The sequence below is a fragment of the Microcystis sp. M015S2 genome, from assembly GCF_020245945.1.
Classification (GTDB): Bacteria; Cyanobacteriota; Cyanobacteriia; order Cyanobacteriales; family Microcystaceae; genus Microcystis.
Map to the genome: position 1 here is coordinate 16,887 of NZ_JADBTX010000102.1, position 26,725 is coordinate 43,611.

Genomic DNA, 26,725 nt, shown 5'->3' on the forward strand with positions numbered 1-26,725 from the left:
TTCTGCTTAAGGGGAAACACTTATGGCTCAAGTAAAAGTTTTCTATGAACCGGAAATCGCACTTAACAATTATGTTCTAGCATATATTTTTTTAGTACGGCATTAATTAAAGTCTGATATTTTTTGGGAAATTGCTGTTTATACCAAGCAACAACTGAGGGTTCAAGCTGCAGAGTTACAGGAACTTTTAGAGGAGAATTAACAGTAGCTTCTTGCCAAAATTCGGCATCAGTAGCAGGTACATCTGAATAATCTATATCAGAATCTTTCATCTGACCAAGGATATTTAATTGTTCCTCTCTCGACATACTCATAATAAATTCCCCTTTCCTCTGCATTAGCGCGTCTTGTAGATATAAGCCGTATTTTCTGTTCTCGTAGAGTGTACACTGCAACTAGGACAAATTCTCCTAAAAGTCCCAAAGCGATTAATCTTTCTTCGCCGTAGTCTCTGCGATTATCAGGTTTTGATATCCAGACTCCTGAAAAGATTTCCTTGGCAAAATTAAAGTCGATCCCGTGTTTTTCAATATTGATGTTGTTCTTTTGGTCATCCCACTCGAACTCCATCTTTTGACTCTAACTCCATAAACTAAGAAATTATACTGCGATCGCAAGCGATGTATAATACACCCTCCCAACTACCAAGATAACCTCTAAGTCTAGAAATCATGCCTACCGGGGAGATGCAAGACTTAACAACAGTTAATAAATAATTACCTAACAATGTTAGCGAAATTTTGAACCCTATTATCGAATCTGACACACCGCGCCACAATCCCTCACGGAAGGCGATAGGTCGCCTGAGAAGCAGTAAAACAGGGGAAAATACCTGAAACTCTTTCCCCTGTGAATCCCTAAGCTAGGGAGAAGAATATAAAGATTTATTAAATTGTAGCTTTTAATACAGTTATGGGGGGGAGTGTGTATTCTTCTGCTATCTCCCTTTGGTGTTGGGTTGGGGTGTTGCTTTACCTAGCTACGAAGAAGCGATCGCACTACCCGCAATTTCAACAATGGCATGGGCAAGGATGCGCGAGTCTATCTCGATTCGATAGAAACACTACTAAAAAGATTAATATTCATTATGGGTTGGAGAAATTCACTTTTACTAACATTGTTGATTTTGGTTGTTGGCATTGGTCTTGGAGCGATTACAGGAGGTCCTATAATGCGTGGAATTGTCTTCTGGACAGCACTTTGGGCAGCAAGTGATTCCCATAGAATAGAAATTCATAAGTATAAAATTACAGGATCATTCGTACCATCATTTGGTAATTCATGGTCAGTTTTTTTGTTTGTATTGCTCCTTTGGGTGTATTGTTTTCCTGCCTATTTGATTATTAGAGGAAAGATTCTTAAAGGAATTATACCTTTAAGAAACGAAGACGAATAAGGCTACTAATGAATCCAGACTAACTCCCCTCTCCTGCTCCCAGAGGGGTTGGGGGAGAGTTCAAATCATCAAACCATTATCTATCTACGAGTTGCTCATCGCCAAGAAATTTATAAAATTTTCCCTTAGTGCGATAACATGATCTTGTATGGTATTTTCTTCAAACGCAAACTAAAACCCTCCCAATCCACCGAAAAAGAAACCACAAAAGTAGGCTAAATTGCTTCTAAAAATACCATAAATGCCCCCTTGATTCAGTCAGACCAAGTTTAGAGTAAAACTCGTAGGTTGGGTTGACGCAAGGAAACCCAACAACTTCCCAGAATATTTTCACAATCTTGGTTGGGTTTCGCCTTTTGAGCCGATTGGTAATACCTGCTCAATAATGATAGCTCAATCCAACCCAGGGCTAGAGCGTCTGAGGGAATGCTAGATTTGACCATGACAGTAACTCAGCAGACAAACTACCATCAGGATTTTGGCATGAAAATTCATGGCTTGAGCGGACTAAAACTTTAATCTTTTCTCAATCTTTCTAACAGTTCAGAGCGGGATAAATTCACTAAAGAAAGAAGTAACCCGGTGCGTTCTGAGATGGGAAGTTGGGCAATCTGTTCAACTAGACCAGACAATTCCGAATCTAGGGTTCCAAACCGCCCTTCCAGAAGACTAGCTATCAGCGAGAGTTGTCCCTCTAAAGTGCCTTCCTGTTTTCCTTCTATTTTCCAATCTTCTCGCTGTTTTAGATAGGCTGGTGATAGGTTCATGATGTCCTCCTGTTCCTCGCTACTTAAATTATCTCTCAATTCCAAATTCTTACGCCAGTTGGCTAGAATTTCTAACAAATTTTCTTTAAAAGAGTTATCTTCTGGCAATTGAACTAACTCTTCTACGGCTCTTTTTTGTGTTTCTCCTTTTCCTAAAACCCTCAACCATAAAGTGTCTTCACTCACTGGTAACTGGTGGATGGCAACGATTGCCACTTTGAGGAAGTCAGCTAAAAAGTAAACCCCTTTTAACCAATTCCTCTCATCGCTGTCAGCCCTGAATCCTTGAATCATTCTAGCTGAAAAGGTGGGGGTGAGAATCCATAAAACTGGCAATTCTGCGACCGTCAGAGTTTTGTTTGCCCGTTTCGCCTTTCTTAACAGGTCATTATGAACAGTATATAACTTTGATATACAACTGCGAATCTCTATTTCTGAGGGCGGGTTACGGAAAGGTTCAAACAAACAGGAAGTCGCCGCCATTTTTCCGAGTAAACCTAAAGGGAGTTCGTTCCTTGATGGTGAACTGGCCGGTTCAAACCAGACATCTATTTCTTGAACCTCACTTTTCACTTTCTTACTCTTTTTTATGGTTCCTAGAGGCGCTAACAGTTCCTCTAAATATTCCTTGGCAAATTGGTCGTGAATTTGGCGGGTCATTCTCGGAGATGACTGAGAATATAAAGGGGGATAAACTATCCTATTATATCATTAATTAAAAAGGAATCCAATCGACAACATTGATCCATGACTAGGAATCAACTTGACTAAGAGAGGAACGTCTTTTAAAAGGCATTATTTTTTTGATTAATTCAGGTGTAATTAAGCCTTGGGGATAAAAAATAGTTCCCAAAACAATTAAAATTCCAAAAATAATCAAACGACCATCGCGCAAGAAATTACCCAACCAAATTGGTAAACCATTCACACCACCGAGGGCGCGTAAAACTTCGGGCAAAGCAGTTAAAACAATGCCTCCCACCACCGGCCCGACAAAAGTTCTTGAACCACCAATTAAAACAAAAGCCAAGAAAATAATACTAGAATCAAAGGTTCCTTGACGGGAATTCCATGTATTGAGAAAATGGGCGCTTACCGCTCCCACCACTGCCGCTAAAACTGCCCCGAAAGTGAAGGATAAAACTTTGTGATAGGTGGGATTAATTCCCATGGCCGCGGCCGCCAATTCATCGGCACGAATGGCATTAAATGCCCGACCAATTTTGATGTTTTCTAACCGGTAGAGAAACAGCATAGTTAGCAATAAGAGGGGCAAAGCCAGCCAAAGGTAAGCTAATTGAGTGGTGAAAGGTTGGGGAATGGCGAAAATACCGACCGCACCGCCGGTTATCTCGAGATTAAGGGCAATAATTCTCAAAATTTCTACCCAGGCGATCGTGGCAATGGCTAAATAAATCCCTCGCAAACGGAGAACAGGAATACCTAAAACTATGGCTAATATTCCTGCAATAATGCCAGCAATTAACATTTCTAAAAAGACCAAATTAAGGGGATAATTGCTACCAGTATTAGTAAAAACTTTCGTGGAAAGAATGGCGGCAACATAACCACCTAAAGCGTAAAAACCGGGGGTTGCTAAGGATAATTGACCGGCCATTAAGGGCAGATAAATTGAAATGCCTAATATGGCTCCAAATATCATTGAAACAATTAAAAAACCATAGGTGTTAAAAAAATCAGCCATATTTTCAGTGAGCGGTTATTGAGTGCTTAAGTTAGGGGAGTCAATTAGCTAATTTTATCACCGTTCTCTCCCACCTCATTCTCCGGTAATTCTCGAAATTATCATAATTTTTTACTTGGCACTTTTCCTATATGGTAGCGTTCGCCACCTTAAAAGCAGACGGGATGATCGATGATGGGAAAAGGTATCTTCCTCAACTTTGTCCTGGAAAAAATTCGGGGGAATTTATGAAACAGTAGCATTGGTTACTCGGACTCCTACGGCTGAATTTCCCGATAAAATCGCAGTAGCGGCTGAAAAAGTCCTAGAAGCTGAGTATATTATCGGTTTTACCCCAGAAGCGATCCATCAGGTGCAGGCGATCGGTTAGAAACCAGTAATGTGGTTTTAAACGTTTTCAATTCGATCCTCTCACTAATTAAGTAGCTGGTTATAATTAAATTAAAAATGGATTTTGCCTTTAATCCCCCCTTGATCCCCCCTTGATAAGGGGGGTGCCGATCCCCCCTTAGTCCCCCCTTTAATCCCCCCTTGATAAGGGGGGCATCTGACAACTTTTAACGCCTACCTACTTAGGTTAGAGAAATGATAGATAAATGAGAGGATCATGAGAGAAATATGAAAGTTTTCTGAGTAAAAATTAGTTAAGATAAGGGTAAATTAAAGGATAAACAACTATAGATGTTTACTTCACTCGAACTTTTAACCACTTCCTTTGTTGCCGTGGGATTAGCCGCCGATGCCGTGGCCGTTTCTCTGACCAGTGGCCTGATGATTCGCCATATTCATGTTAATAAGGCTTTGAAAATTGCTTTGTTTTTTGGCGGATTTCAAGCGATTATGCCGATTATCGGTTGGGGTATTGGTCTAACTTGTCGCGATTTTCTTGCTTCTTTTGACCACTGGATCGCTTTTATTATTTTAGGAGCGATCGGCAGTAAAATGATCTACGAAGCTGTTCAAAATGATGACGAGGAAAAAAAATTTAATCCTCTAGATTCCTATACTTTAATCGGATTAGCGATCGCTACTAGCATCGATGCTTTAGTAGTTGGTTTGGGTCTATCGATGATTAAAACTCCCTTACTTTTAGCTTGCACTGTCATCGGTTCTATTACCTTTGCTTTATGTTTTATAGCTGTTTTTATCGGGCATAAATTCGGTAATTTATTTAGTCAAAAGGTGGAAATTCTCGGCGGTTTAGTTTTAATATTAATCGGCAGTAAAATCCTCATTGAACATTTAATCGCCTAGATTATCTCCATTTTTCACTATGCTCCCCCTTTTCCTGACTGTTTTAAGAAGGAAGTAGCCAATTCGGGATAACCTGCCTCAATTAAAGCCTGATCTCTGATGCGACAGGAATCGCATAAACCGCAGGGTTCAACTTCTCCTTGATAACAAGACCAAGTATCAGCAATGGGAACCCCTAAACTAACGGCACGACGGACGATATCTACCTTACTATCCATCACCAAAGGGGCAATTAATTGGGGTGCTTTCCCTTCTAAACCGGCTTTCGATGATAAATTAGCTAAAGTTTGAAAGGCCTCTAAATACTCGGGACGACAATCGGGATAACCGGAATAATCCACCGCATTAATTCCTAAATATATCGCCTCCGCTTCCCTTGCTTCCGCTAAAGAAAGAGCGATCGAAATAAAAACCGTATTTCTCCCCGGCACATAGGTAATCGGGATAATATCTGGGTTAATTCCCTCTTGGGGAATAGCAATAGATTGATCCGTTAAAGCGGAACCTCCCCATAAAGATAGATTGACTTCGAGCAGATGATGTTCTTTAATATTGAGGAAATTAGCAATTTTTTTCGCCGCTGCTAATTCCCGCTCGTGTCTTTGTCCATAACGAAAGGAAAGGGCAATTAATTGATAGCCAGCAGCTGAAGCGATCGCTGCTGTTGTCGCTGAATCTAATCCCCCAGAAAGTAAAATAATCGCCTTTTTTGTCATTATCCTAATGTCACCTGTGTTTGTTGATAATTAGCTACTAAGATAAATTGTTTTAGCCACCGCGAACCTAACAAAATCTCCTGAATTGCCTCCCCTGCAAAGACGGGAATTTCGTATTCCTGACCATCAATTCTTACTCTGCCTAAATATATATCAAAAAATGCTTCTCCTTGAGCGGTTATCAATTTATTTTGTCGCAAAAAACGCCAATCAAGACTGTCAGCATCTTGACTATTTATGGCTAAAAACTCGGTAAAACCCGTATCCAGCATGACTTCTGTGGGTAGAATCAATCCATCATCGCCAACTAAATCGATATCAAAATAAATTTGTCCTTTGGTTCCAAATCTCCCTTCAATCATATTCTGCCACTAACTCCAGTTTCATTAATGCCAAAGATGTGATGAATTTTGTCGGGATATTTTGCCCTTGCTTTTTTACTGGCCACTTCTTGATCGGGATCGATAAAATAATCGCCACTATCGGGTTCGATCGCAATGTACCAACCATAGTAATGTTTCATTAACCGGGGCTGTAAACTCTGAAAAATCGGCCAACAACGATGATAAAATTCTAATTGTCGGGCGCGATGTTTGGCCTTTTCTTCCTCTGTAGATTGCATCTCCGGAAAAACTCGACCACGACGCACTACTCGTTCAGAATTATTGTTAGACATAGTATTTAACCTCTTGTTAGTCAATTAGGGGTTGGGAATTATGAATTATGAATTGGGGAGATGGGGAAGTGGGGAAGTGGGGAGACCACTTCGTGCGCGTTGCGGGGGGAGATGGGGAGATGGGGAGATGGGAGCAGGGAGAAAAAAGCTGATAACTGACTGCTGACTGCTGACTCCTGATAACTGATAACTGATCACTGATAACTGATCACTGATAACTGACTAGCGGACTCCTAAAAACTTATGGGTTTGGAGACTGAGACGCCATTGGGGATGCCGGAGAACATAATTAAAGACTAACTCTTTGCTTTCCACTGTATTCCATTCGGGTTGCAGATATTTAATCACCCCTTCTGATAACTGACTTTCCTGCATAGCTGCCCAGTCTAAATCCTCTGGATTAGCCACGACAATTTTTAACTCATTCACCTGTGCATAAATACTAGGATCGGGCATTTTATAAGTTTTAGGAGAAAAAGTCACCCAATCGAAAACCCCAGTAAAAGGATGAGCGCCAGAAGTTTCTAAATGTACCCGTAAACCCTGATTTTTTAATTCCCTGGTTAAAGGATCAAGATTGTGCATTAAGGGTTCACCCCCGGTAATCACCACCATAGCGGGGTTAGCGTCTTTTGCCATCTCAACCAATTCCCGCACCGATTGTTGTGGATAACGGTGGGCATTCCAGGACTCTTTTTGATCGCACCAAGGGCAATAGACATCACAACCTCCCAAACGGAGGAAAAAAGCATTGCTTCCCGTCCAAAAGCCCTCGCCCTGGACAGAATGGAAAGTTTCGACAACAGGATAGGTACAATGGTTTATGCTAACCGTTTTCATAGAATCAGTATTATAGAAAATATGGACATTCCCCTGAACTTTGCCAAATACATCCAATGGTCTGGTATTGCCACGCTGGTTTTTTTGATACTCACGATTATCGCTTTTCTCGTCGGTTGGGGAATCCGCTTTCGTCTCGTCGGTGTCACTAGCTTTATGGCTGTGTTGACGGTCGGAATTTTCGGTCTTGGGTTAGGATTATTTACTCGTACCGAAATTCCGGGGGCGGTGAGATTCTCCCTTGTCTATGATAACGGAGCTAATCAAGCTGTTATCTCCCTGCCCAATACTGTTACTCCCGAGCAAGTGGAAGCAACCCTAAAACAAGCCGCTAGTGACTTGTTTTCCTCTGGTCGCGCCGGTGCTGGCGGTAATAATCAATTTATCATTAGCGCTCGCACTCTCGTTCATCCTCAGCCCGGTTTATCTGCTCCTTTGTACTTGGGACAGATTAAAAAATCCTTCTCCGGCCCGGGAGATAATACCCCTGAACTACAGCTTTTTCCCGAAAGCTTCGCTAAACTTAGCCAATAATCCTGAGAGGTTGTCAAAAAATGTCCAATGCTGTCGCTGTTTTGCCCCTGTTAATCGCCCCCGCACAAGTGATTCGGGGTGACAATGCCCTAGAAGAATCCACCGACAAATTAGCGGATTTGGGTAAACGTCCCCTCGTGGTGGGCGGCGATCGCAATTTAGCTTTTTTGTCATCTCCCCTGAAAAATCTCACCCCCAGCTATCACAGTTACGCCCCCGATTGTTCGGAAAATTCCCTAGCATATTTAAAGGCATCTGTCAAGAGTCATGAGGCAGATTTTATCATCGGTGTGGGTGGCGGCAAGGCCCTCGATACGGCCAAATTACTCGCCCATCAGTGCCATTTGCCGATCGCTACGATTCCCACCTCCGCCGCCACCTGTGCCGCTTGGACAGCCCTATCTAACGTCTATTCTGACGCGGGGGCGTTTCTTTACGATCTGTCCCTAGCCCGTTGCCCGGATTTATTAATTCTCGATTACGGTATTATCCAAACTGCCCCGAAAAGAACCTTAATCGCCGGTATTGGCGATGCGATCGCTAAATGGTACGAAGCTTCCGTCAGTAGCGGTCATTGCACAGAAACCCTGATCATTGCCGCTGTCCAACAGGCCCGGGTTTTACGCGATATTCTTTTCCAAAAATCCCCGGCAGCCCTGGAAAATATCGGCGGGGAGGACTGGAAACAGGTGGTAGATGCCACCGTTTTATTAGCCGGAGTAATTGGTGGTTTAGGGGGTGCTAATTGTCGTACCGTGGCCGCCCATGCAATTCATAATGGTTTAACCCATATTCCCGCTTGCCATCATGCCCTGCACGGGGAAAAAGTCGCCTACGGCATCCTCGCCCAATTGCGTCTAGAGGAAATAGTTTTGGGCAATCAATTGGCAGTATCGGCCCGGGGGCAACTAATCCAGTTTTATGAACAAATTGGTTTACCGAAATCTCTAGAGGATTTAGGATTAAAAGATGTTTCCCTTGCCCAATTGCGCCACGCGGCCGCAATTGCCTGTCAGCCTAATTCGGACATTCATCGTCTGCCTTTTACGGTTTCCCCGGAACAAGTCATGGCGGCCATGGTTTCCACTACCACTGCCGATACAGTCGGGCAGAAAGTTAAAGCTAATTAACGGGAATATTTTCGGGATTTATTAATAAAATTCTCACCTATAGCCCTAGGTTTTGAGCAGCAAATCAATCACAGCGCTCAACTAAACCATCCTGAAAGTCCCCCAAGCCTGAAAATCCTGATGCTGACAATTAAAAGAATAATCACCCTGCAATTGTGGGTTGGGTTGAATGATAGTGAAACCCAATAGGGAGTAAGCGTTGGGGGTGGTGCGTTCCCAAATACAAATTAATGTTAAAGCCACAATGGTTTGAGGGAACGCACCCTACAGGCTCATGCTGAATAGGACAAAAATAAATGGAAGGAGTAAAAAAATGCCGACGATAGATCTAGAGAAAACACAGCAAGCCTGGACAAACTTAAACCAAATACTCTTTATTCCTCGCAGCGAATCAGAATATGAACAATTAGTAATTATGTTAGATAATTTGATAGATGAAATAGGAGAAAATGAAAATCATCCTCTTGCTTCTTTAATGGAAATTTTGGGAATATTAATAGAAAATTATGAACAGGAAAATGTTCCCGAATTATAAATTAAAACAGGCAGTCCACAATCAAATCTATGAATGGTAGGGGTGGTGCGTTCCCAAATATTGGTTAACCTTGAAATTGTCATGTTTTCAGGGAAGACACCCTAGGAAGCGATGCGCACCGCAAAGCGGAACTCTTCGAGATCGCCCTAAATCCTTATCTGGCAAAAGACTTAATTGATTAGTTGGTTCTAGTCGGGGGTTGGGTAAAATCGTTGCGATAGGCTTTCTCCATGGCTCAGGTTTTAGCATATATCGTGTAAATGCGCTAGTATTGAAACTAAAGCCGTCCTAAAAAGACGGGGTTTGGAACTCAATTTTTCGATGACGACAATAATCGACGAGTTAAGGCAACAATGGCAAGATCGCCTCCGGCAAACAGAGGATTCCTTAACCGATCGCGAACGGGATACCATTATCAATTGGTTACTCGGTGAAGATAGCCAACGTTGGGAAAATTTAGATGAGAGAGATTTAGAAATCGCTAAACGGGGATTAGTTTATCTTTGGCAAATTTTGCGGCAACGCTATCTCAAAGTTAATCCCACCCGCGCCTATCGTAACCTGATTGATCGTCTCGGTGCTTGTGTCACTCTCCGGCAAAAAATTCGCACTTGGGTTTCCTTAAGTCGCGATCGTCGGCAATCGGTGGCTGATGTCTTGCAAGAAATTATTCAAGAGATGTTAAATAGCGATCGCTATCTGCAATCCCAGTTAGCATGGATCTCTCGTTGTACCAACGATCAAGCTACTCGCAATCAGCTGCTGTTAGCCACCCTGGAGGAATACGCCCTGCGTCCGATCCGCAATCAACCCCTGTTAGCCTATCGTTTTGTTAATTATCTCCGTCGTCAATCGAGAAGCGGTATCACTAATGTGCCGCGGCAAGAAATGATCCGGATTCTCTCCGATGAAATTAGTGACGATGAGGGGGAAACTAGCTTAAGTTTACTGGATCAAAATGCGATCGCTACCTACGAAGATCAACGCACTTGCCAAGAAGCGCAAATTCTCCGGGCAAAAGTTCAAGAGAGTTTTGCCAAGTATTTAGAGGAAAATGTTGGTCCGGAGGCGGTGACTTGGTTTAACCTCTATCTAGGGGGCGAAAGCCAAGATGAGATCGCCAAAGCGATGAATATTCCCATTCAACGGATTTATCGTATCCGGGAAAAAGTTGGCTATCATGCGATTAAGGTTTTTGCCCTCAAGGAAGGGACAGAATTAATCGCTGAATGGTTAGAAATCAGCCCGAAAGAGCATAATTTTGGCTTAACTCTCAGTCAATGGCAAAGTTTCTATGCTGGCCTTTCTCCCAGGGGTAAAAGCGTTATCGATGGCTTAAAAGCGGGTAAAACCCTTGAGGAAATCGCCGGGGAATTAAACTGTAAACGCACGCAAGTGGTCAAAGAATGGACGCAACTTTATCTAAGCGCCCAAAGTCTTAGGACAAAAACCTAATCAGTTATCAGTTATCAGTTATCAGTTATCAGTTATCAGATTTGAGTTTTAAGTTCACTGATTACTGTTTACTGATCACTGAACAAAATCTCACCACACCCCACTCCCTACTTCCCCAATTCCTAATTCATAATTCATAATTACCATCCCCTTTTTGATTTTTGACTTCAAGAAATATGTGGATTATTAGCAAAAAAGTCGGGGTATTTACCCATTATTTAACCCCTACGGGGACATTTACCCCCAGCATCGACAAAGCCAGTAAATTTTCTGCTCGGGAAATGGCGGATATTATGGCTAAAAAATACGGCGGAATAGTAGAGGCCATGAGATAATTATGACCATTGGTATTTGGATTTTAGGGGATCAATTATGGACAGGACAAGCGGCCTTAGCTAATCGTCAAGCCTATTCACAGGAAACGCCGGTTATTTTAATTGAATCCCACAATCATATTCGACAAAGACCCTATCATCAGCAAAAATTAGTTTTAATCTGGTCGGCGATGCGTCATTTTGCCGAAGAATTAAAAACTTTAGGATGGTCTGTCACCTACGAAGTTGCTGAAGATTTTGAGCCGATTTTATCTGCTTGGATTAAACGATTAGGTATTAAAGAATTACAGATTATGATGCCTAATGATTTACCTTTTCTTAGATTAATTAAAAATCTCAATTTAGACTGTGTTATAACCCTAATTGATAATAATCACTTTCTCTGGACTAGGACAGATTTTAATAATTGGGCTAAATCTCGTAAAAGACTATTACTAGAGGATTTCTATCGAGAAAGTCGTAAAAAATGGCAGATTTTAATGGAGGATAATCAACCCATAGGAGGACAATGGAACTTTGATAAACAAAACCGTAAACCTCCCAAAGATGGATTAAAAACTACTGCTCCTCTTTGGTTTGAACCCGATGAAATTACCCTTCAGGTTATCGCTGATGTGGAAGCTTTAGATATTCCTAAATATGGAAAAATCAAACCTTTTCGCTGGGCAGTAACCCGCAGACAAGCTTTACAAGTCTTGGAGCATTTTATTACTAATTGTCTGCCCAACTTTGGACCATACCAAGATGCGATGATAACGGGAAAAGAAACCCTCTGGCATTCCCTATTATCCCCCTATCTAAATCTAGGATTACTAACGCCGTTGGAAGTGATTCAATCGGCAGAAATAGCCTATAAAAAAGATAATTTAGCCCTAAATAGCATCGAAGGATTTATCCGTCAGGTGTTGGGATGGCGGGAATATATGCAGGGAATTTATCATTATCTGGGAGAAGATTACGCTAATCTCAATTGGTTTGAGCATCAACAACCCTTACCAGCTTTCTTTTGGGATAGTAACCAAACCGAGATGAATTGCCTCAAACAAGTATTATCACAGGTGGAAAATACCGGTTATGCCCATCATATTCAAAGATTAATGATTTTGAGCAATTTTGCCTTAATTTTTGGTTGCTCTCCCCAAGAGATTGAAAACTGGTTTCATAGTGTTTTTATCGATGCCTACGATTGGGTAATGCAGACTAATGTACTGGGAATGGGACAATTTGCCGATGGGGGAATTCTCGCCTCCAAACCCTACGCCTCCTCGGCCAACTATATTGATAAAATGAGTGATTATTGTCGGGGTTGTCTGTATAAAAAAAATGAACGAGTCGGGGATTTAGCCTGTCCTTTTAATTTTCTTTACTGGGATTTTTTGGCACGACATCGAGAAAAATTAAAGTCACAAGGTCGAGTTAATATGATTTTAGGTCATCTCGATCGAATGTCGGCAGCTGAACTTAATCAAATGCGCTGCCAGTCCAACCAATTAAGAGCTATCAGCAGTCAGCTTTGAATCAGTTATCAGATGCCAGTTTTCAGTTCACTGATTACTGATTACTGTTTACTGTTTACTGCTCACTGAAAAACCCCCAACCCCCAAACCCACTATGATAATTGCTATATGAGTAAATCCAAGCAAAAAAACCGGATTGCCTATCAGGAATTTGGAGATCAAAGTAATTCTCAAGCTTTTGAGCGTTCCATTCCTGAATTACCCCCGAATCAGCAGAATTTGCGAGTACAAACCTCCCGCTCTGGTCGGGGGGGAAAAACCGTTACCATAGTTACAGGTTTTCAATGCCAAACCGAAACTCTGACGAAATTATTAAAACAGTTAAAAACCGCTTGCGGAACGGGTGGTACAGTGAAAGAAAATACCATTGAGATCCAAGGAGATCATCGCCAAAAGATCCTACAAATTCTCGTTGAATCGGGTTACAAAGCCAAAATTAGCGGAGGATAGCTAAAAATGATGATTCCCTCTTGGTTGCTTATCGGTGTCGTGGGGTTTTTGGTAGCGTTAGCTGGGGGATTACTCAATTCTCGCGATGTACGTTGGTTTGCGCGATTGCGTCGTCCCGATTGGTTAACCTTTGAAAGATTAATCCCTCTTATCTGGACAATTATCTATATTTGTGGGGCAATTTCTGCTTATTTAGTCTGGGAAGCTCAACCGGCTAATCGCTGGTTTTTGATGGCTTTTTATCTGTTGGTGGAATTGACTATTACTGCCTATACTCCCGTCACCTGTAAACTACGCAGTCTCAAAGCGGGAACGATTATCGGAGGTACGGGTTTTTTCTTGGGTTGTCTTCTGGCGCTCTTGGTTTTCCCTGTTTCTTCTTGGGCGGGCATCCTACTCTTACCCTACCTGATTTGGAGTCCGATCGGTACCTATGTGACTTGGGAAATGAGCCATCTCAATCCTCGGGATGTATAGATAGGTAAAGTGGGATGGGTTAAAAATTAACCCATCCCACAGATCTTATTGCCATCTACCAACTTGAAAATCTAGACTGTTTTTTCCGCTCTAACTCGCTCTACCCTGCGAGGAATGGAGCAATCAAGGAAGTTAGGAACCTCCTGACGACAGTGAGGACAATACCAGCAGGCACGACTAGCCACAAGGTGACGAAGGGTAATCCCCGAACAAGTAGGGCTGCTGTGCATGGATTGTTAGACTAATTTTAAAAGCTTTTAAAATTGTCCTACCTCCTACTGCGATTTTAAACAAAATCGCCGCTCTTTAAATCTATCTTTAGGTAGAAACCTAGTGTTTCTTTCGATAGACTTCCCAGAAAATACCTAAGAATGAGGACGGAAAAGATGGGAGTGTTGCGGGTGATAAAGTTGCGATCGAGTTCCTGTAATCTGGTTTAAAGCGGGACTAATTAGATAAAGGGTAGTTCTGGTTAAATTTTCCCGATGGGTTAATCGGGACATCTCTGACAGGGGGACAACCCAGATTTTTTCGTCGGGCCAACCGAGACGGAAACAAACGGCCACCTGTTGCTCTGGTGGGTAGTGTTTTAGGAGTTTTTCCTGGGCCTTGTCAACGTGACGGGCGGCTAAATATAGGCATAAACTGGCTTTATGGGCGGCTAAAGAGGCTAATTCTTCACTTTCTGGCATAGGAGATGCTTTTCCTTCCACCCGGGTTAGAATAATTGTCTGGACTAATTCCGGAATCGTTAATTCTAGGGCCAATTTGGCCGCTAATCCTTGAAAGGCACTAATTCCGGGGATTAGCTGAAAGGGGATATCTGCTGCTGTCAAAAGCTCAATTTGCTCTTGGATGGCACTATAGAGACTTAAATCCCCCGATTGCAGTCGCACCACCGCTAAACCCCGACGCACGCGATCGATCATTAAAGGGATAATTTCTTCTAGGGTGATGCTACTGGTGGGAATTAACTCGGCATCTTTAGGAGTGTCCTCAAGAATCTGTTTGGGGACGAGGGAATCAGCAAAGAGGATGACATCGGCTTTTTGGAGAATTTTATAGGCTTTTACCGTCAATAATTCCGGATCTCCGGGGCCCGCACCAATAAAATAGACGGCCGGGAGGAGAGGAGAGGAGTCAATTAAAGTCATACTAAATCCTGTTTAAAAGGGGTGTGGGGTGTGGGGTGTGGGGTGTGGGGTGTGGGGATGTGGGGAGAATAAATAAAAACAATCTCCTGACTCCTGACTCCTGAATCCTATCATTAACCTGAACATTTGTATTTAATTAGGGTGAATGACTATAATTAATGATAAAGCACGGTCAGCATTAACAATGATTAGCGATCAATCCCTCCCCCCCCAAAATATTGAAGCGGAAGAATCTATCTTAGGTGGTATTTTACTAGATCCAAAAGCGTTAGGTAGAATCAGTGATTTTTTAATTCCAGAAGCTTTCTATGTGAAAACCCATCAAGATATTTATCGTGCGGCGCTCGCTTTACAAGGGAAGGGAAAACCGACGGATTTAATGACGGTTAGCAGTTGGTTACAGGATAATCATCTGCTGGAAGAAATCGGGGGAATGCCGCGATTGTTACAATTAATTGAGCGCACTGTCTCGGCTGCTAACATCGATCGCTATGGGGAATTAGTGATGGATAAATATATGCGTCGTCAGTTAATTTCCACCGGGGGAGAAATTATCGAGTTAGCCAGGGATACGACGCTAGAATTAGAAAATGTTTTCGATGAATCGGAACAAAAGATTTTTCGTCTCACCCAAAAACGACCCCAGGAGGGTTTAATTTTTCTGGGGGATACTTTAATTGAAACTTTTAACGAAATTGAGAAAATGCAGGAGACGACCACTCTACCCGGTATCGAAACTCAATTTTATGATCTCGATGCGATGACCAGTGGTTTACAACCCTCGGATTTAGTTATTATCGCGGGTAGGCCTTCCATGGGAAAAACTTCTTTTGCTCTTAATATTGCCTATAATATCGCTCAACAGAATTTACCTGTGGCTGTCTTTAGTTTGGAGATGTCCAAGGAACAATTAGCCCAACGTTTGTTATCGAATGAGGCTAAAATCGAAAGTAATCGGATTCGCTCGGGCCGTTTGGGACAAAATGATTTAGAGAAGGTTCTTGGGGGACTAGAAAAGTTATTAAATTTGCCTATATATATCGATGATAGTGCCAATTTAAGTGTAATTCAAATGCGTTCCCAAGTGCGGCGTTTACAGGCAGAAAAAAAGGGGCAAATGGGATTAGTTTTAATCGATTATCTGCAATTAATGGAAGGGGGAGGTGATAATCGTGTTCAGGAAATTTCTAAAATTACCCGCAGTCTTAAGGGTTTAGCGAGAGAAATTCATGCTCCAGTAATTGCTCTTTCTCAGTTAAGTCGCGCTGTGGAATCTCGCAATAATAAAAGACCGATGATGTCCGATTTACGCGAGTCGGGATGTTTAGCGGGTGATAGTTTAGTTGAGTTAGCCGCTCCTCGTGCTAAAGTGCCAATTTGTCAGTTAGTGAATTGCTCTAATTTTACGGTTTTTGCTCTTAATGAGGAAACAATGAAATTAGAAAAAGCACTGGTAACTAAGGTATTTTCCACAGGATTTAAGCCAGTTTTTCGATTAACAACTCGTTTAGGTCGCACGATTAGAACTACAGCCAATCATAAATTTTTGACTGTCCACGGTTGGCAAAGATTAGATGAACTAAATATTGGTAATTATATCGCTTTACCTCGCTCTCTGAGTAATTCAGACCTAACTTTTAATTGGGATGAAGTTATGGCAATTCAAGCGGATGGAGAGACAGAAGTGTATGATTTAACAGTAGATAAACTGCATAATTTTATTGCCAATAATATCATCGTCCATAATAGTATCGAACAGGATGCGGATTTAATTATGATGTTATACCGAGATGAATATTATAACCCCGATAGTCCCGATCGAGGTGTGGCTGAAGTAATTATTACTAAACACCGTAACGGTCCCACTGGCACAATTAAGCTACTTTTTCAACCAGAATTTACCAAGTTTCTTAATCTTAAACAAAGTCGCTCTAATTATTAAAATGAAAGCAAATATTAATTATAAAAAAACCAGTTGGCTCTTAATACTTTTGGCAATTATCCTAACTCTCGGTGTGGTTTTTCGTTTCGCAAATATCGATAAAAAAATCTATTGGCATGATGAATCCTACACCACCATTAGAACCACTGGTTATCAAGCAAAGGAAATCGCTGATACTATCTTTCAAAACCGTCTTTTATCTACCACAGAATTAGGAAAATTTCAACAACTGAAACCCGAAAGTAATGTTTTTGATACGATTCAATCTCTCGCTAAAGAAGACCCTCAACACCCACCTTTATACTTTATTATCTCTCGCTATTGGGAAAAAATATTCGGTTTTTCTCCCGTTTCTTCCCGCAGTTTAGCGATTGTTTTTAGTCTTCTCTCCCTGCCATTTATTTACTATCTATCCCTAGAATTATTTGCAGCAAAGTTAACGGCAATTTTAGCAGTAATTTTATTGGCACTGTCCCCAGTTGATATAATATTTGCTCAAATGTCTCGTCAGTATAGTCTTTTAGTTTTGTTAACGATAATCAGTCAATTAATGCTGTTAAAATGTCTCAAAAAAAGAACTCTTGTTAATTGGTCTTTATACACCTTATCTAATACTCTCGGACTCTACACCCATCTCTTTTTTATTCTCAACTTATTTGCTCAAGCAACCTTGATAATTTGGTATCTTGTTATGAAACCAGAGCGAAAAAATAACTTGATATTTTTCCTGTTATCTGGGTTAACGATGATGATTTTATATATACCCTGGTTACAGGTTTTTTTAACTAACTCTCAAAGGGCCTTTAACTCCACCAGTTGGGCTGCCGTTAACTATCTCGATTGGGGATTGTTCGGTAAATTATGGCTCTTAACTTTTACTTCTCCATTTAGCGATAGCGATTTTGGTTTTAATAACATCTTCACCTATATATATAGACTAATTTTTTTAATCTTAATTATCTATGCTTTTAAGCGACTTTATCGCTACAATAACCCCATAGCTTTTACTTTTCTGATTACCTCAACCCTAGTACCTTTCCTAGCTTTAGTCATTCCCGATCTAATTTTTATCACCACTAGATCAACTGTCACCCGTTATCTAATTGCAACTTTTCCCACTATCTATATAACTGTGGCTTTTTTCTTGTCACAATTGCTTAATCAAGGTAAAATTTTAGGTAAAATTATCTTGACTTTTTTATTAACTGCTAGTATAATATCGAACTTTAATAATGCTCTTTCCGAAACCAGTTGGGCAAAAGTTCCTAGTTATTGGAATGGCGAAGTTGCCAGAAAAATCAATGCTGTACCCAATGCCATTATTATCAGCGACGAAGGTAATGACTGGACTAACTTAGGTGATTTGCTTTCCCTTAATTATCGTCTTAATTCTGATGTACAATACTTCCTGACTACCACTAACCCTGATACCGATAAGTTAAAAGAAGTTCTAGAAATTCCCCAGACCAACTTATTTCTTTTTCGTCCTTCCAATCGGTTATTACTGGCCCTAGATCAATTCGATATTCGTCTTGATGATTTCTATCCTCAGGGTCAATTGTGGCGAAGGAAGAAATAGGTAAATATATATTTTGTGTCAATCTAGCCTGAAAGAGTTGAGCAAAGCTGTTATTATAACCAGTTAAAACCGTTAATTCTCACCCTAAAGAAATGACTTTTCTAATTCCGACTAGCGTTTGGCGGCAAATTCTTAAAAAGCTCCCTATACTACTATTCTTAACATCTTTTCTGATAGTCGTATTCTTAGGCTATTTTTCCGCTGCTTTCTCTCAAAGTCGGGATACCGATATTCGCGGTGTTTGGATTACCACCAACGATACTGCGATGCTGATGGACAGGGATAAACGACAACAGGCGATCGAGCAATTAGTTAATCTTAATTTTAATGCTATCTATCCCGTGGTCTGGAATTCCGGTTATGCTCTCTATCCTAGCGCGATCGCTCAACGGGAAGGAATACAGCCTTTTGTGCCTACGGGAGCGCAGGGACAAGATATCTTGGCAGAATTGGTGGAACAAACCCGTGGAAGGGGATTATTGGTCATTCCTTGGTTTGAATTTGGATTTATGGCACCTCCCACCTCTGAATTAGCCTTAAAACATCAGGACTGGTTAACCCAAAAACGCGACGGGGGGACCACTTGGGTGGGGGCAGCCGGTGAGGTGGTGTGGTTGAATCCTTTCCGTCCCGAGGTGCAGAATTTTCTGCGGGAGTTAGTCTTGGAAGTAGTGGGACAATACGATATTAACGGCATCCAATTCGACGATCATCTGAGTTTGCCCAACGAATTCGGCTATGATCCCTATACTATCGCTCTTTATCAACAGGAAACGGAAAAAACGCCCCCGGCTAACCCCCGGGATCCGGAATGGACAAAATGGCGGGCCGATAAAATCACCGCTTTTCTGGCTAATCTCAAAGAATCAATTCAGGCAATTAAACCGAATATACTGCTTTCGATCGCCCCTAATCCCTACGAATTCGCCTATAATGGTCATTTACAGGATTGGCTCGGTTGGGTGCGGCAAGGATTAGTCGATGAGTTAATCGTACAGGTTTATCGTCCCGATCTGCCCAGTTTTCTCAAGCAAATAGAGCGTCCCGAAATTCAGGAAACCCAGCAAACTATCCCCACCGGTGTGGGAGTTTTAACCGGTTTACGCAATCGACCGATTGCCCTACCCTTTATTGAAGAAAAGGTATTGGCTGCTCGTCAACGGGGTTTAGGGGTGATTTTCTTCTTTTATGAAAGTCTCTGGCAGCAAGCTTTGGAACCTCCAGAAACCAGAAAAGCGGCAATTCAAGCGCTGTTTTCCCAACCCATCACTCCCCGTCTTCCTGTGGTGGAAAATATTCCCTTAGTTAGTACACCTGAACCTATTTACCAGCCAGAACCAACCCCCACACCTCCCCCGTTAGCGCCGGACGGGATCGAAATTCCTGTAATTCCCCCTCCGGGTAGTTAATAGCAATTTTTGCCCATCGAAATTATACTAAATCCTGTTTAAAAGGTATAGGAGAGTGGCGGGCTTTTTTTCAGTGTTGCCAAAGGCACGGCGTAGCCGTCCAGTAAACAGTAAACAGTGAAAGGCTGCCAGCTAAAAAGCTTGTCAAGATTGCAGAGAAGCAGCATTTATTCAGAGTAATTCTTTTAGTCCTATGGTGATATAATTTTGAGTTTGATTGGGATTTTGGATAAACCTAACGACGATTTTATCTCGTTCTTCTAATAGGGTTTCTAGGGTTAATAAATCTGATTCTGTAGGTTGAGAGAGAATTTTATATAAGGTACTCTCACTCAAATTATAGTCTGGCTCATTTTCTTTGGCAATCTCACTAATTTCGTTGCGATTATAAAAAATAATTCCTCTGAATTGCACAAATATTTGTGCATTTTGATAGTTTTTCTGGGGATTAGCATGATTATTGAGAGTCAGAAGCATATAGATTCTATTCATCCCGCTTTGAAATTTACCAGCAAGCTGCTTTAATGTGCTTTCTTTGCCTTTTTTTGCCTGTAGGGATGCTTTGAGTTCAACTAAACAAATTTGCAGATGATAATTGAGAAATTTACCAGCATCATTGACTTTTCTCTGTAAAACTAATATAGCTTTTTCAGGGGTTTTGCCGGAAGCAGAGATACCGGGTAACTCTTTTTCTAAATTGATAACCCAGATTTTATCTACTTCTGTAGATATATTTTTGTCATTTTTAGACGATAACTGTAAGTGATTAATAACTACTTTCTTTAAATCGCTCTTATTTGTTTCTAGAATTTCAATATACGCATCCTGACTAAGGCAGATTTCTTCAATAAAACCCGATTTTTCTAAAGCTTGATGAAACTCTTGTCTAAGGGAAAATATTTCTTTTTTTGAGTTAGACTTACTCATTCTCTGCTAAATAGATATGATTGGTTAGAATTTCTCCAGATTTCTGCACAGAGTTGATAACTTCTGTAAAATTACGAAAATAAACACCATATTGACTGGTTCCATAATCAATAATTTTATCACCTGTGAAAAAGTAAACCCCTAAGTCTTCTTTAGCAATTGAAATTTCTGGATTTAAATTTTTTAATTGATTATCTTCAATGATTTTTGTGACATCAACATCATAACTTTTTAAGGTATGAAGATAAACATAATTGTTGAGAATATCGGTTAAAATCGGGCTATGGGTGGTGATCAAAACCCGATTATCATGCTCGGTGACAAATTGAACTAAAATATCCATTAAGCGAATTTGATTTTCGGGATGCAAATTAACCTCTGGTTCATCTATCATCAAAAAATTGTTTTTTTCCTTTGCCCAATATTTGAGATAAAGATACAAGATAGTCAACTGATTGACTGAAGATGAAGCTAGATACATGGGTAAATCTTTGCTTTCATCGAATTTAAAAGAAAATTGAATAGGTGCGATCGATTCTAGACTAGAAATCGTGATTTCTCCTCCCATTAATCCGATCATCTTTTCAATCAGAGAATTATAAACTGAATTAATTTTTTTCTTGGTATTGAGAGAATAAAGCGACTCAATCACTTTATTCATTGGTTCTGTATAAGACCTTTTGGGTAATTGTTCTTGAAGACGTTTGAATATATTTTTATTAGTATCACCATCATCATCAATATTTTCTATTAATTCTTGCAACCGACGATTATACTCACTTCTTTTATTTCTCTCTATCTCATAAATGTACTGGTAGAAAACAGGAAAAAAGCTCCGACTGGCAGGAATAAAAAAGGGAACTTCTTTCTGAGATAAAAGCAATGATCTAATTATTGAATAAATGATTAGATCATAAAGCCTATTTCTTTTAGTCATCTGACTAGGTTCAAAAAATTTTTCTGAAGTTTCATCTAGTATACCATGAACTATAGTTTTATCTTCAATATGTATAGATAAGTTTTTCTCTTTTTTACTAATAACTATATATTCTAAAGGGTTTTTATTGGTTAAATAATTAATTCTAAATCCCTTGCCCTCTAGTTCATCAATACGCGCTTTAAAAACTAACTTTATCGATTTAGTGATTGTTGCTTCTAAATTTCTATCAATATTATAGGTACTAATAACTTCTTTTTCAATAAAATGACTAAATTTAGCGAGAATCTCATCGATAAATTCTTGATTAATCGTAATTCTCTTAATTGGGTCTTCAGCGTCAATATGTAAAGAATCAATTTCGGTATTTTCAGAAAACTTGCTGATATTGTCATGATTAAAAATTGTCCATAAAAGCTGAGAAACTAGGGTTTTGCCACTATTGTTGTAGCCAATAAAAGTATAAAACTTCTTGGTTAAATCTATAGCTTGATTATTATTTCTAATTGATCCCAAATTCTTGATCAGTAGTTCCATATTATTTTTACCAATCACACCGAGAGGATAACTAATTTTTAAAGGTGGACAAAATGCCCACCCTTAAAACTATTGTAAACTGCTAGTTAACTGACTTTTGGCCTTAGCTAAAGCTTCGCTTAACTTACTAGCATCCCGTCCCCCAGCTTGAGCTAAATTGGGACGACCACCACCACCACCGGCGCAGATTTTAGCGATCGCACCGATAAATTTACCCGCTTGTAAACCCTTATCTTTAATCACCCGGGGACTAAAAGCGGCCACTAAACTCACTTTATCAGCTGCGGGAGTCGAGGCCAAAATCACCGCCCCTTCCCCTAATTTTTGCTGTAGTCTTTCGGCTGCGGCCATCAAAGCATTAGCATCAATATCGCCCAAAGAAGCGACTAATAGCTTAAATTCGCCGATAGATTCAGCTTGAGATAGCAAAGCATCCGATTTATTTAGCGCCAACTCCTGTTTAACCGCTTCTAACTGCTTTTGTGTCCCCTTTAACTCCGATTGTAGGGCCGTAATGCGATCGGGAATTTCCAGAGGTTTGACCTTAAAGCGATCGCACAAATCCCGCACCACCTGATCCCGTTCATTCAAATAGGCTAACACGGCAGGGCCGGCCACCGCTTCGATGCGACGAATTCCCGCAGCGATTCCCGTCTCGGAGATGATTTTAAATAAACCGATCTCGGCGGTATTTTTAACGTGAGTTCCCCCGCATAATTCCATAGAAACGCTAGGAATATCAATAACTCGCACTTCTGAGCCGTATTTCTCGCCAAACATGGCAATAGCTCCCTTTTGCTTCGCTTCTTCCAATCCCATCACCGCTATCTGGGTGTCATGCGCTTCGGCAATCCAAGTGTTAATCTGTTCTTCCACCTGTTGCAATTCAGAGCTAGTCAGGGGACGAGGACAGTTAAAATCAAAACGGAGGCGCTCAAAACTGACGAGGGAACCTGCTTGGGAAATCCCAGCATCGACAAGCTTTTTCAAGGCCGATTGTAGCAGATGGGTGGCGGTATGATTAGCTTGAGCGCGACGACGACAGGAGCGATCAATCTGAGCATTAATTGTATCGCCGGTGGTGACAATTCCCCGCTCCACCCGACCAAAATGGATAAAAATCCCCGATTCTTTCTGCACATCCTCCACGCGGATAAGCAGATTATCGCCGGTTAAATAACCCTTATCACCGATTTGTCCACCCGATTCGGCGTAAAAAGGGGTTTGATCGAGAACTACCTGCACCTCAGTGCCTGCTGCGGCCGATTCCACCGTTTTACCAGCGACTAAAACCGCCGTTACTGTTGCGGTTGCTTGCAAATCCGTATAACCGAGAAATTCCGTCGGGTGAATATGTTCCGCCAGCTTATCTAAACTACCCTGTACCGTCAAATCTATGGTTTCGTGGGCGGCTTTTGATCTTTGCTGCTGTTTTTTCATTTCCTGCTCGAAACCCACCGTATCGACGCTTAAACCCTGCTCCTCGGCGATTTCTTGAGTGAGTTCGAGGGGGAAGCCATAGGTATCATAAAGGGTAAAGGCATCGACTCCCGAAATCTGGCTTTTTTCTTTTTCTAGAATCGATTCGAGCAGTTTCTCGCCTCTTTCTAGGGTTTCTAAAAATCTCGCTTCCTCTCGCTCTAATTCTGCCTTGATCACCGTTTCTCGTTCCCGAACATTGCCATAGACGGACTCGGAAAGAGCGATCGCAACTTCCGCCACTTTGGTGATAAATTGACCTTCAATACCAATTAAACGCCCGTGCCGTACTACTCTACGAATCAGACGACGCAAGACGTAACCTCTGTCAGTATTTGATGCTGAGATACCATCCGCTATCATGTGTACTACCGAACGCACATGATCGCCGATGACTTTTAGGGAAACTTTCGTTTTTTCGTCCGCTTTCTGGTAGTCTATGGCTGCTAACCGGGCCGCTTCGGCGACAATCGGGAAAATTAGGTCAGTTTCGTAGTTATTGGCGACTTTTTGCAGGATTTGCGCCATCCGTTCCAAACCCATCCCCGTATCGATATTTTTATTGGCCAGGGGTGTCAGATTGCCATCCGCGTCGCGGTTATACTGCATGAAGACGAGGTTATAAAACTCGATAAAACGGCTATCATCCTCTAAATCGATGGTTTTATCCCCTAATTCTGGGTGAAAATCGTAGTAAATTTCCGAACAGGGACCACAGGGACCCGTGGGACCCGATACCCAAAAGTTATCCGCTTCGCCCATTTTTTGGATACGATGGGCAGGAATACCGATTTTATCGCGCCAGATAGCGAAAGCTTCCTCATCCTCCCTAAAGACACTAACGACTAATCTTTCGGGGGGAAGGTTAAAAACTTCTGTGGACAATTCCCAGGCCCAGGCGATCGCTTGTTCTTTAAAATAATCACCAAAGCTAAAATTGCCCAACATCTCAAAAAAAGTATGGTGTCTAGCAGTCCGGCCGACATTTTCGATATCGTTGGTGCGAATACATTTTTGGGAAGTGGTAGCGCGGGGAAATTCCGGGGTCTTTTGCCCCAAGAAAATCGGCTTAAAAGGGAGCATTCCCGCAATAGTCAGCAAAACGGTGGGGTCTTCTGGTACTAGAGAGGCACTAGGGAGAATTTTATGGTTTCTGGCCGCAAAAAAGTCTAAAAATCGCTGGCGAATCTCGCTTCCGCTTAGGTGGTTACTCATAGAAGATATCAGTTAGTCAGAAAATGCCTATTTTATCCATTGTGGCATTTTTGCGTTTTAACTCTCCACCTTTACTCTCGCGCCGCTTGTCGGACCTGTTCTAAGTCTAAATCCAAAGCTTGAGCGATTTGTTCCACACTTAAACCCAAAGCAAGCAAACGGGGAATAGATTCCAGTTTTCCTTCCTGTCGTCCTTCCTGTCGTCCCTCCTGTTTAGTTGCTTCCTTCCATTCCTGATAGGTTTGAGATAAAGTCATAAACACCTCTCTATCTTCAGTTTCTAGGATGTTATTTATTTCCATTTCCCGGAAAGCATTACCTTGAGGTAATTCTAACAATTCTCGCACCGCTTGGTCTTGAGTTTTTCCCCGTCCTAATAATCTTAACCAAAGAGTCTCAGGAGTCACAGGCAATTGATTAATAGCGATAATTGCCGTGCGATAAAGCGAGGGAAGAAAATAGACTCCTTCTGGCCAATCTGGGTCTAATTTTGCCCCAAGACTCTCTAAAAGAGTCAGACTAGCGGAAGGGGATAAAATCCACAAACGAGGGGCATTGTCTTCATTGTAGCTCTGATTTTCTCGTTTAGCTTGTCTTTGCAGTTCGGCTAAAATCGCCAAAAGTTTTGCTAAACAATTACGAATCTCGCTACGGTTGGGAGGATTGCGATAGGGTTCAATTAAGACAGTATTAAGGACAATTCTGCCTAATAATCCCAGATAATTGCGGTTTGGTTCGGAATTGGGGGAAAAGAATAGGTCGATCTGTCGGGTTTCGTCCCTGACTTCTTTGCTGATTTCGACGGTTCCCAGGGGAGAAAGTAATTGTTCAAGGTAATTTTTGGCAAATTGGTCATGGGGTTTCATGGAGTTTCTTGAATAACTTGTCGGACTTGTTCTAAGTCTAAATCCAAAGCTTGAGCGATTTGTTCCACACTTAAACCCAAAGCAAGCAAACGGGGAATAGATTCCAGTTTAGCCTCTAGTTTTCCTCGCTCTAGTCCTCGCTCTAGTCCTCGCTCTAGTCCTCGCTCTAGTCCTCGCTCTAGTCCTTCCAGTCGTCCTTCCCGTTTAGTTGCTTCCTTCCATTCCTGATAGGTTTGAGATAAAGTCATAAACACCTCTCTATCTTCAGTTTCTAGGATGTTATTTATTTCCATACTAACCCGCCAACTAATTAATAATTCCAGGACATTTTCCCGGAAAGCATTACCTTGAGGTAATTCTAACAATTCTCGCACCGCTTGGTCTTGAGTTTTTCCCCTTCCTAATAATCTTAACCAGAGAGTCTCAGTCGTCACAGGCAATTGATTAATAGCGATAATTGCCGTGCGATAAAGCAAGGGAAGAAAATAGACGCCTTCTGGCCAATCTGGGTCTATTTTTGCCCCAAATCCTTCTAAAACAGTGATACCAGCCGAAGGGGATAAAATCCATAAACGAGGGGCATTATCTTCATTGTAGCTCTGATTTTCCCGTTTAGCTTGTCTTTGCAGTTCGGCTAAAATCGCCAAAAGTTTTGCTAAACAATTGCGAATCTCGCTCCGGTTGGGAGGATTGCGATAGGGTTCAATTAAGACAGTATTAAGGACAATTCTGCCCAATAATCCCAGATAATCGGGGTTGGGTTCGGGATTGGGGGAAAAAAATACATCTATCTGTCGAGTTTCATCGCTGACTTCTTTGCTGATTTCGACGATTCCCAGGGGAGAAAGTAATTGTTCAAGGTAATTTTTGGCAAATTGGTCATGGGGTTTCAT

General features: G+C 41.4%; 28 protein-coding genes. 14 read left to right on the plus strand and 14 right to left on the minus strand.

Translation table 11 applies throughout. The annotated features are described in order from the left end of the window. Window positions 1–62: 62 nt before the first annotated feature. A complete protein-coding gene (locus IM473_RS17805; RefSeq protein ID WP_061430166.1) occupies window positions 63–314 on the minus strand; it encodes a BrnA antitoxin family protein in 252 nt (83 codons plus the stop codon). Beyond that, on the minus strand, window positions 259–570 hold the full coding sequence (locus tag IM473_RS17810; protein ID WP_061430167.1) for a BrnT family toxin: 312 nt from the start codon (window positions 568–570) through the stop codon (window positions 259–261). Before IM473_RS17810 ends, IM473_RS17805 begins: the two co-directional genes overlap by 56 nt. 517 nt (window positions 571–1,087) lie before the next feature. Between IM473_RS17810 and IM473_RS17815 the strand changes: the two genes are divergently transcribed. Then, window positions 1,088–1,396 carry a hypothetical protein gene (locus IM473_RS17815; RefSeq protein ID WP_148204744.1) on the plus strand — a complete coding sequence of 103 codons (309 nt, stop codon included), beginning with the start codon at window positions 1,088–1,090 and terminating at the stop codon, window positions 1,394–1,396. Window positions 1,397–1,911: 515 nt separating this feature from the next. Here the strand turns inward: IM473_RS17815 and IM473_RS17820 are convergent. After that, on the minus strand, window positions 1,912–2,823 hold the full coding sequence (locus IM473_RS17820; RefSeq protein WP_287657953.1) for a hypothetical protein: 912 nt from the start codon (window positions 2,821–2,823) through the stop codon (window positions 1,912–1,914). A 91-nt stretch (window positions 2,824–2,914) separates the two neighbouring features. Next, a complete protein-coding gene (locus IM473_RS17825) occupies window positions 2,915–3,868 on the minus strand; it encodes a branched-chain amino acid ABC transporter permease (RefSeq protein WP_287657955.1) in 954 nt (317 codons plus the stop codon). 199 nt (window positions 3,869–4,067) lie between these two features. Between IM473_RS17825 and IM473_RS17830 the strand changes: the two genes are divergently transcribed. Together IM473_RS17830 and IM473_RS17835 are read left to right on the plus strand one after the other, a co-directional pair. Further along, on the plus strand, window positions 4,068–4,238 hold the full coding sequence (locus IM473_RS17830) for a 2OG-Fe(II) oxygenase family protein (RefSeq protein WP_148204743.1): 171 nt from the start codon (window positions 4,068–4,070) through the stop codon (window positions 4,236–4,238). 311 nt (window positions 4,239–4,549) lie between these two features. After that, on the plus strand, window positions 4,550–5,122 hold the full coding sequence (locus IM473_RS17835) for a manganese efflux pump MntP (RefSeq protein WP_079208136.1): 573 nt from the start codon (window positions 4,550–4,552) through the stop codon (window positions 5,120–5,122). A 17-nt stretch (window positions 5,123–5,139) separates the two neighbouring features. Here IM473_RS17835 and queC read toward each other — a convergent pair whose 3' ends face one another. The 4 genes from queC to IM473_RS17855 form a co-directional block, all read right to left on the minus strand. Next, window positions 5,140–5,838, minus strand: coding sequence for a 7-cyano-7-deazaguanine synthase QueC (gene queC, locus IM473_RS17840; protein ID WP_287657957.1), 699 nt, complete (start codon window positions 5,836–5,838; stop codon window positions 5,140–5,142). Beyond that, the gene (locus tag IM473_RS17845; protein ID WP_002756992.1) at window positions 5,838–6,200 is read right to left on the minus strand and encodes a hypothetical protein; all 363 of its coding nucleotides are present in this window, start codon (window positions 6,198–6,200) and stop codon (window positions 5,838–5,840) included. The genes queC and IM473_RS17845 overlap by 1 nt, the downstream gene beginning before the upstream one ends. Next, window positions 6,197–6,514, minus strand: coding sequence for a hypothetical protein (locus tag IM473_RS17850; RefSeq protein ID WP_002799114.1), 318 nt, complete (start codon window positions 6,512–6,514; stop codon window positions 6,197–6,199). Before IM473_RS17850 ends, IM473_RS17845 begins: the two co-directional genes overlap by 4 nt. 222 nt (window positions 6,515–6,736) lie before the next feature. Further along, on the minus strand, window positions 6,737–7,354 hold the full coding sequence (locus IM473_RS17855) for a 7-carboxy-7-deazaguanine synthase QueE (RefSeq protein WP_287657958.1): 618 nt from the start codon (window positions 7,352–7,354) through the stop codon (window positions 6,737–6,739). Between IM473_RS17855 and IM473_RS17860 the strand changes: the two genes are divergently transcribed. The 8 genes from IM473_RS17860 (at window position 7,331) to IM473_RS17895 (ending at window position 13,787) form a co-directional block, all read left to right on the plus strand. Then, window positions 7,331–7,888, plus strand: coding sequence for a Ycf51 family protein (locus tag IM473_RS17860; protein WP_287657959.1), 558 nt, complete (start codon window positions 7,331–7,333; stop codon window positions 7,886–7,888). The genes IM473_RS17855 and IM473_RS17860 overlap by 24 nt on opposite strands. Window positions 7,889–7,908: 20 nt before the next feature. Further along, window positions 7,909–9,018 carry an iron-containing alcohol dehydrogenase family protein gene (locus tag IM473_RS17865; protein ID WP_287657961.1) on the plus strand — a complete coding sequence of 370 codons (1,110 nt, stop codon included), beginning with the start codon at window positions 7,909–7,911 and terminating at the stop codon, window positions 9,016–9,018. Window positions 9,019–9,331: 313 nt separating this feature from the next. Further along, complete coding sequence (locus IM473_RS17870; RefSeq protein WP_149986201.1) at window positions 9,332–9,553, plus strand: hypothetical protein; 222 nt, start codon at window positions 9,332–9,334, stop codon at window positions 9,551–9,553. Between the two features lie 321 nt (window positions 9,554–9,874). After that, complete coding sequence (locus IM473_RS17875; RefSeq protein ID WP_287657962.1) at window positions 9,875–11,008, plus strand: HetZ-related protein 2; 1,134 nt, start codon at window positions 9,875–9,877, stop codon at window positions 11,006–11,008. A gap of 176 nt (window positions 11,009–11,184) precedes the next feature. Further along, complete coding sequence (locus IM473_RS17880) at window positions 11,185–11,343, plus strand: hypothetical protein (RefSeq protein ID WP_002739601.1); 159 nt, start codon at window positions 11,185–11,187, stop codon at window positions 11,341–11,343. Between the two features lie 2 nt (window positions 11,344–11,345). Continuing rightward, entirely contained in the window at window positions 11,346–12,860 is a 1,515-nt protein-coding gene (locus IM473_RS17885; protein ID WP_287657963.1) for a cryptochrome/photolyase family protein, read from the plus strand. Between the two features lie 108 nt (window positions 12,861–12,968). Next, complete coding sequence (locus tag IM473_RS17890; protein WP_287657964.1) at window positions 12,969–13,310, plus strand: translation initiation factor; 342 nt, start codon at window positions 12,969–12,971, stop codon at window positions 13,308–13,310. A 9-nt stretch (window positions 13,311–13,319) separates the two neighbouring features. Further along, window positions 13,320–13,787, plus strand: a complete 468-nt coding sequence (locus IM473_RS17895; protein WP_002799098.1) for a TspO/MBR family protein — start codon at window positions 13,320–13,322, stop codon at window positions 13,785–13,787. A gap of 365 nt (window positions 13,788–14,152) precedes the next feature. Here the strand turns inward: IM473_RS17895 and cobM are convergent, their stop codons facing one another. Beyond that, complete coding sequence (cobM, locus tag IM473_RS17900) at window positions 14,153–14,941, minus strand: precorrin-4 C(11)-methyltransferase (protein WP_287657965.1); 789 nt, start codon at window positions 14,939–14,941, stop codon at window positions 14,153–14,155. A 184-nt stretch (window positions 14,942–15,125) separates the two neighbouring features. Between cobM and dnaB the strand changes: the two genes are divergently transcribed. From dnaB to IM473_RS17915, 3 genes are all read left to right on the plus strand, one after another. Next, entirely contained in the window at window positions 15,126–16,883 is a 1,758-nt protein-coding gene (gene dnaB, locus IM473_RS17905) for a replicative DNA helicase (RefSeq protein WP_287657966.1), read from the plus strand. Between the two features lies 1 nt (window position 16,884). Next, entirely contained in the window at window positions 16,885–18,462 is a 1,578-nt protein-coding gene (locus IM473_RS17910) for a glycosyltransferase family 39 protein (protein ID WP_287657968.1), read from the plus strand. 92 nt (window positions 18,463–18,554) lie between these two features. Further along, the gene (locus IM473_RS17915) at window positions 18,555–19,871 is read left to right on the plus strand and encodes a family 10 glycosylhydrolase (protein ID WP_287657970.1); all 1,317 of its coding nucleotides are present in this window, start codon (window positions 18,555–18,557) and stop codon (window positions 19,869–19,871) included. Between the two features lie 171 nt (window positions 19,872–20,042). Here the strand turns inward: IM473_RS17915 and IM473_RS17920 are convergent, their stop codons facing one another. The 5 genes from IM473_RS17920 to IM473_RS17940 form a co-directional block, all read right to left on the minus strand. Further along, on the minus strand, window positions 20,043–20,798 hold the full coding sequence (locus tag IM473_RS17920; RefSeq protein WP_287657971.1) for a hypothetical protein: 756 nt from the start codon (window positions 20,796–20,798) through the stop codon (window positions 20,043–20,045). Continuing rightward, entirely contained in the window at window positions 20,791–22,272 is a 1,482-nt protein-coding gene (locus IM473_RS17925; protein WP_287657972.1) for an AAA family ATPase, read from the minus strand. The genes IM473_RS17920 and IM473_RS17925 overlap by 8 nt, the downstream gene beginning before the upstream one ends. 69 nt (window positions 22,273–22,341) lie before the next feature. Continuing rightward, on the minus strand, window positions 22,342–24,966 hold the full coding sequence (alaS, locus tag IM473_RS17930; RefSeq protein ID WP_407069694.1) for an alanine--tRNA ligase: 2,625 nt from the start codon (window positions 24,964–24,966) through the stop codon (window positions 22,342–22,344). A gap of 71 nt (window positions 24,967–25,037) precedes the next feature. Further along, complete coding sequence (locus IM473_RS17935; RefSeq protein ID WP_287657973.1) at window positions 25,038–25,832, minus strand: RpnC/YadD family protein; 795 nt, start codon at window positions 25,830–25,832, stop codon at window positions 25,038–25,040. After that, window positions 25,829–26,725, minus strand: a complete 897-nt coding sequence (locus tag IM473_RS17940; protein WP_287690544.1) for an RpnC/YadD family protein — start codon at window positions 26,723–26,725, stop codon at window positions 25,829–25,831. The genes IM473_RS17935 and IM473_RS17940 overlap by 4 nt, the downstream gene beginning before the upstream one ends.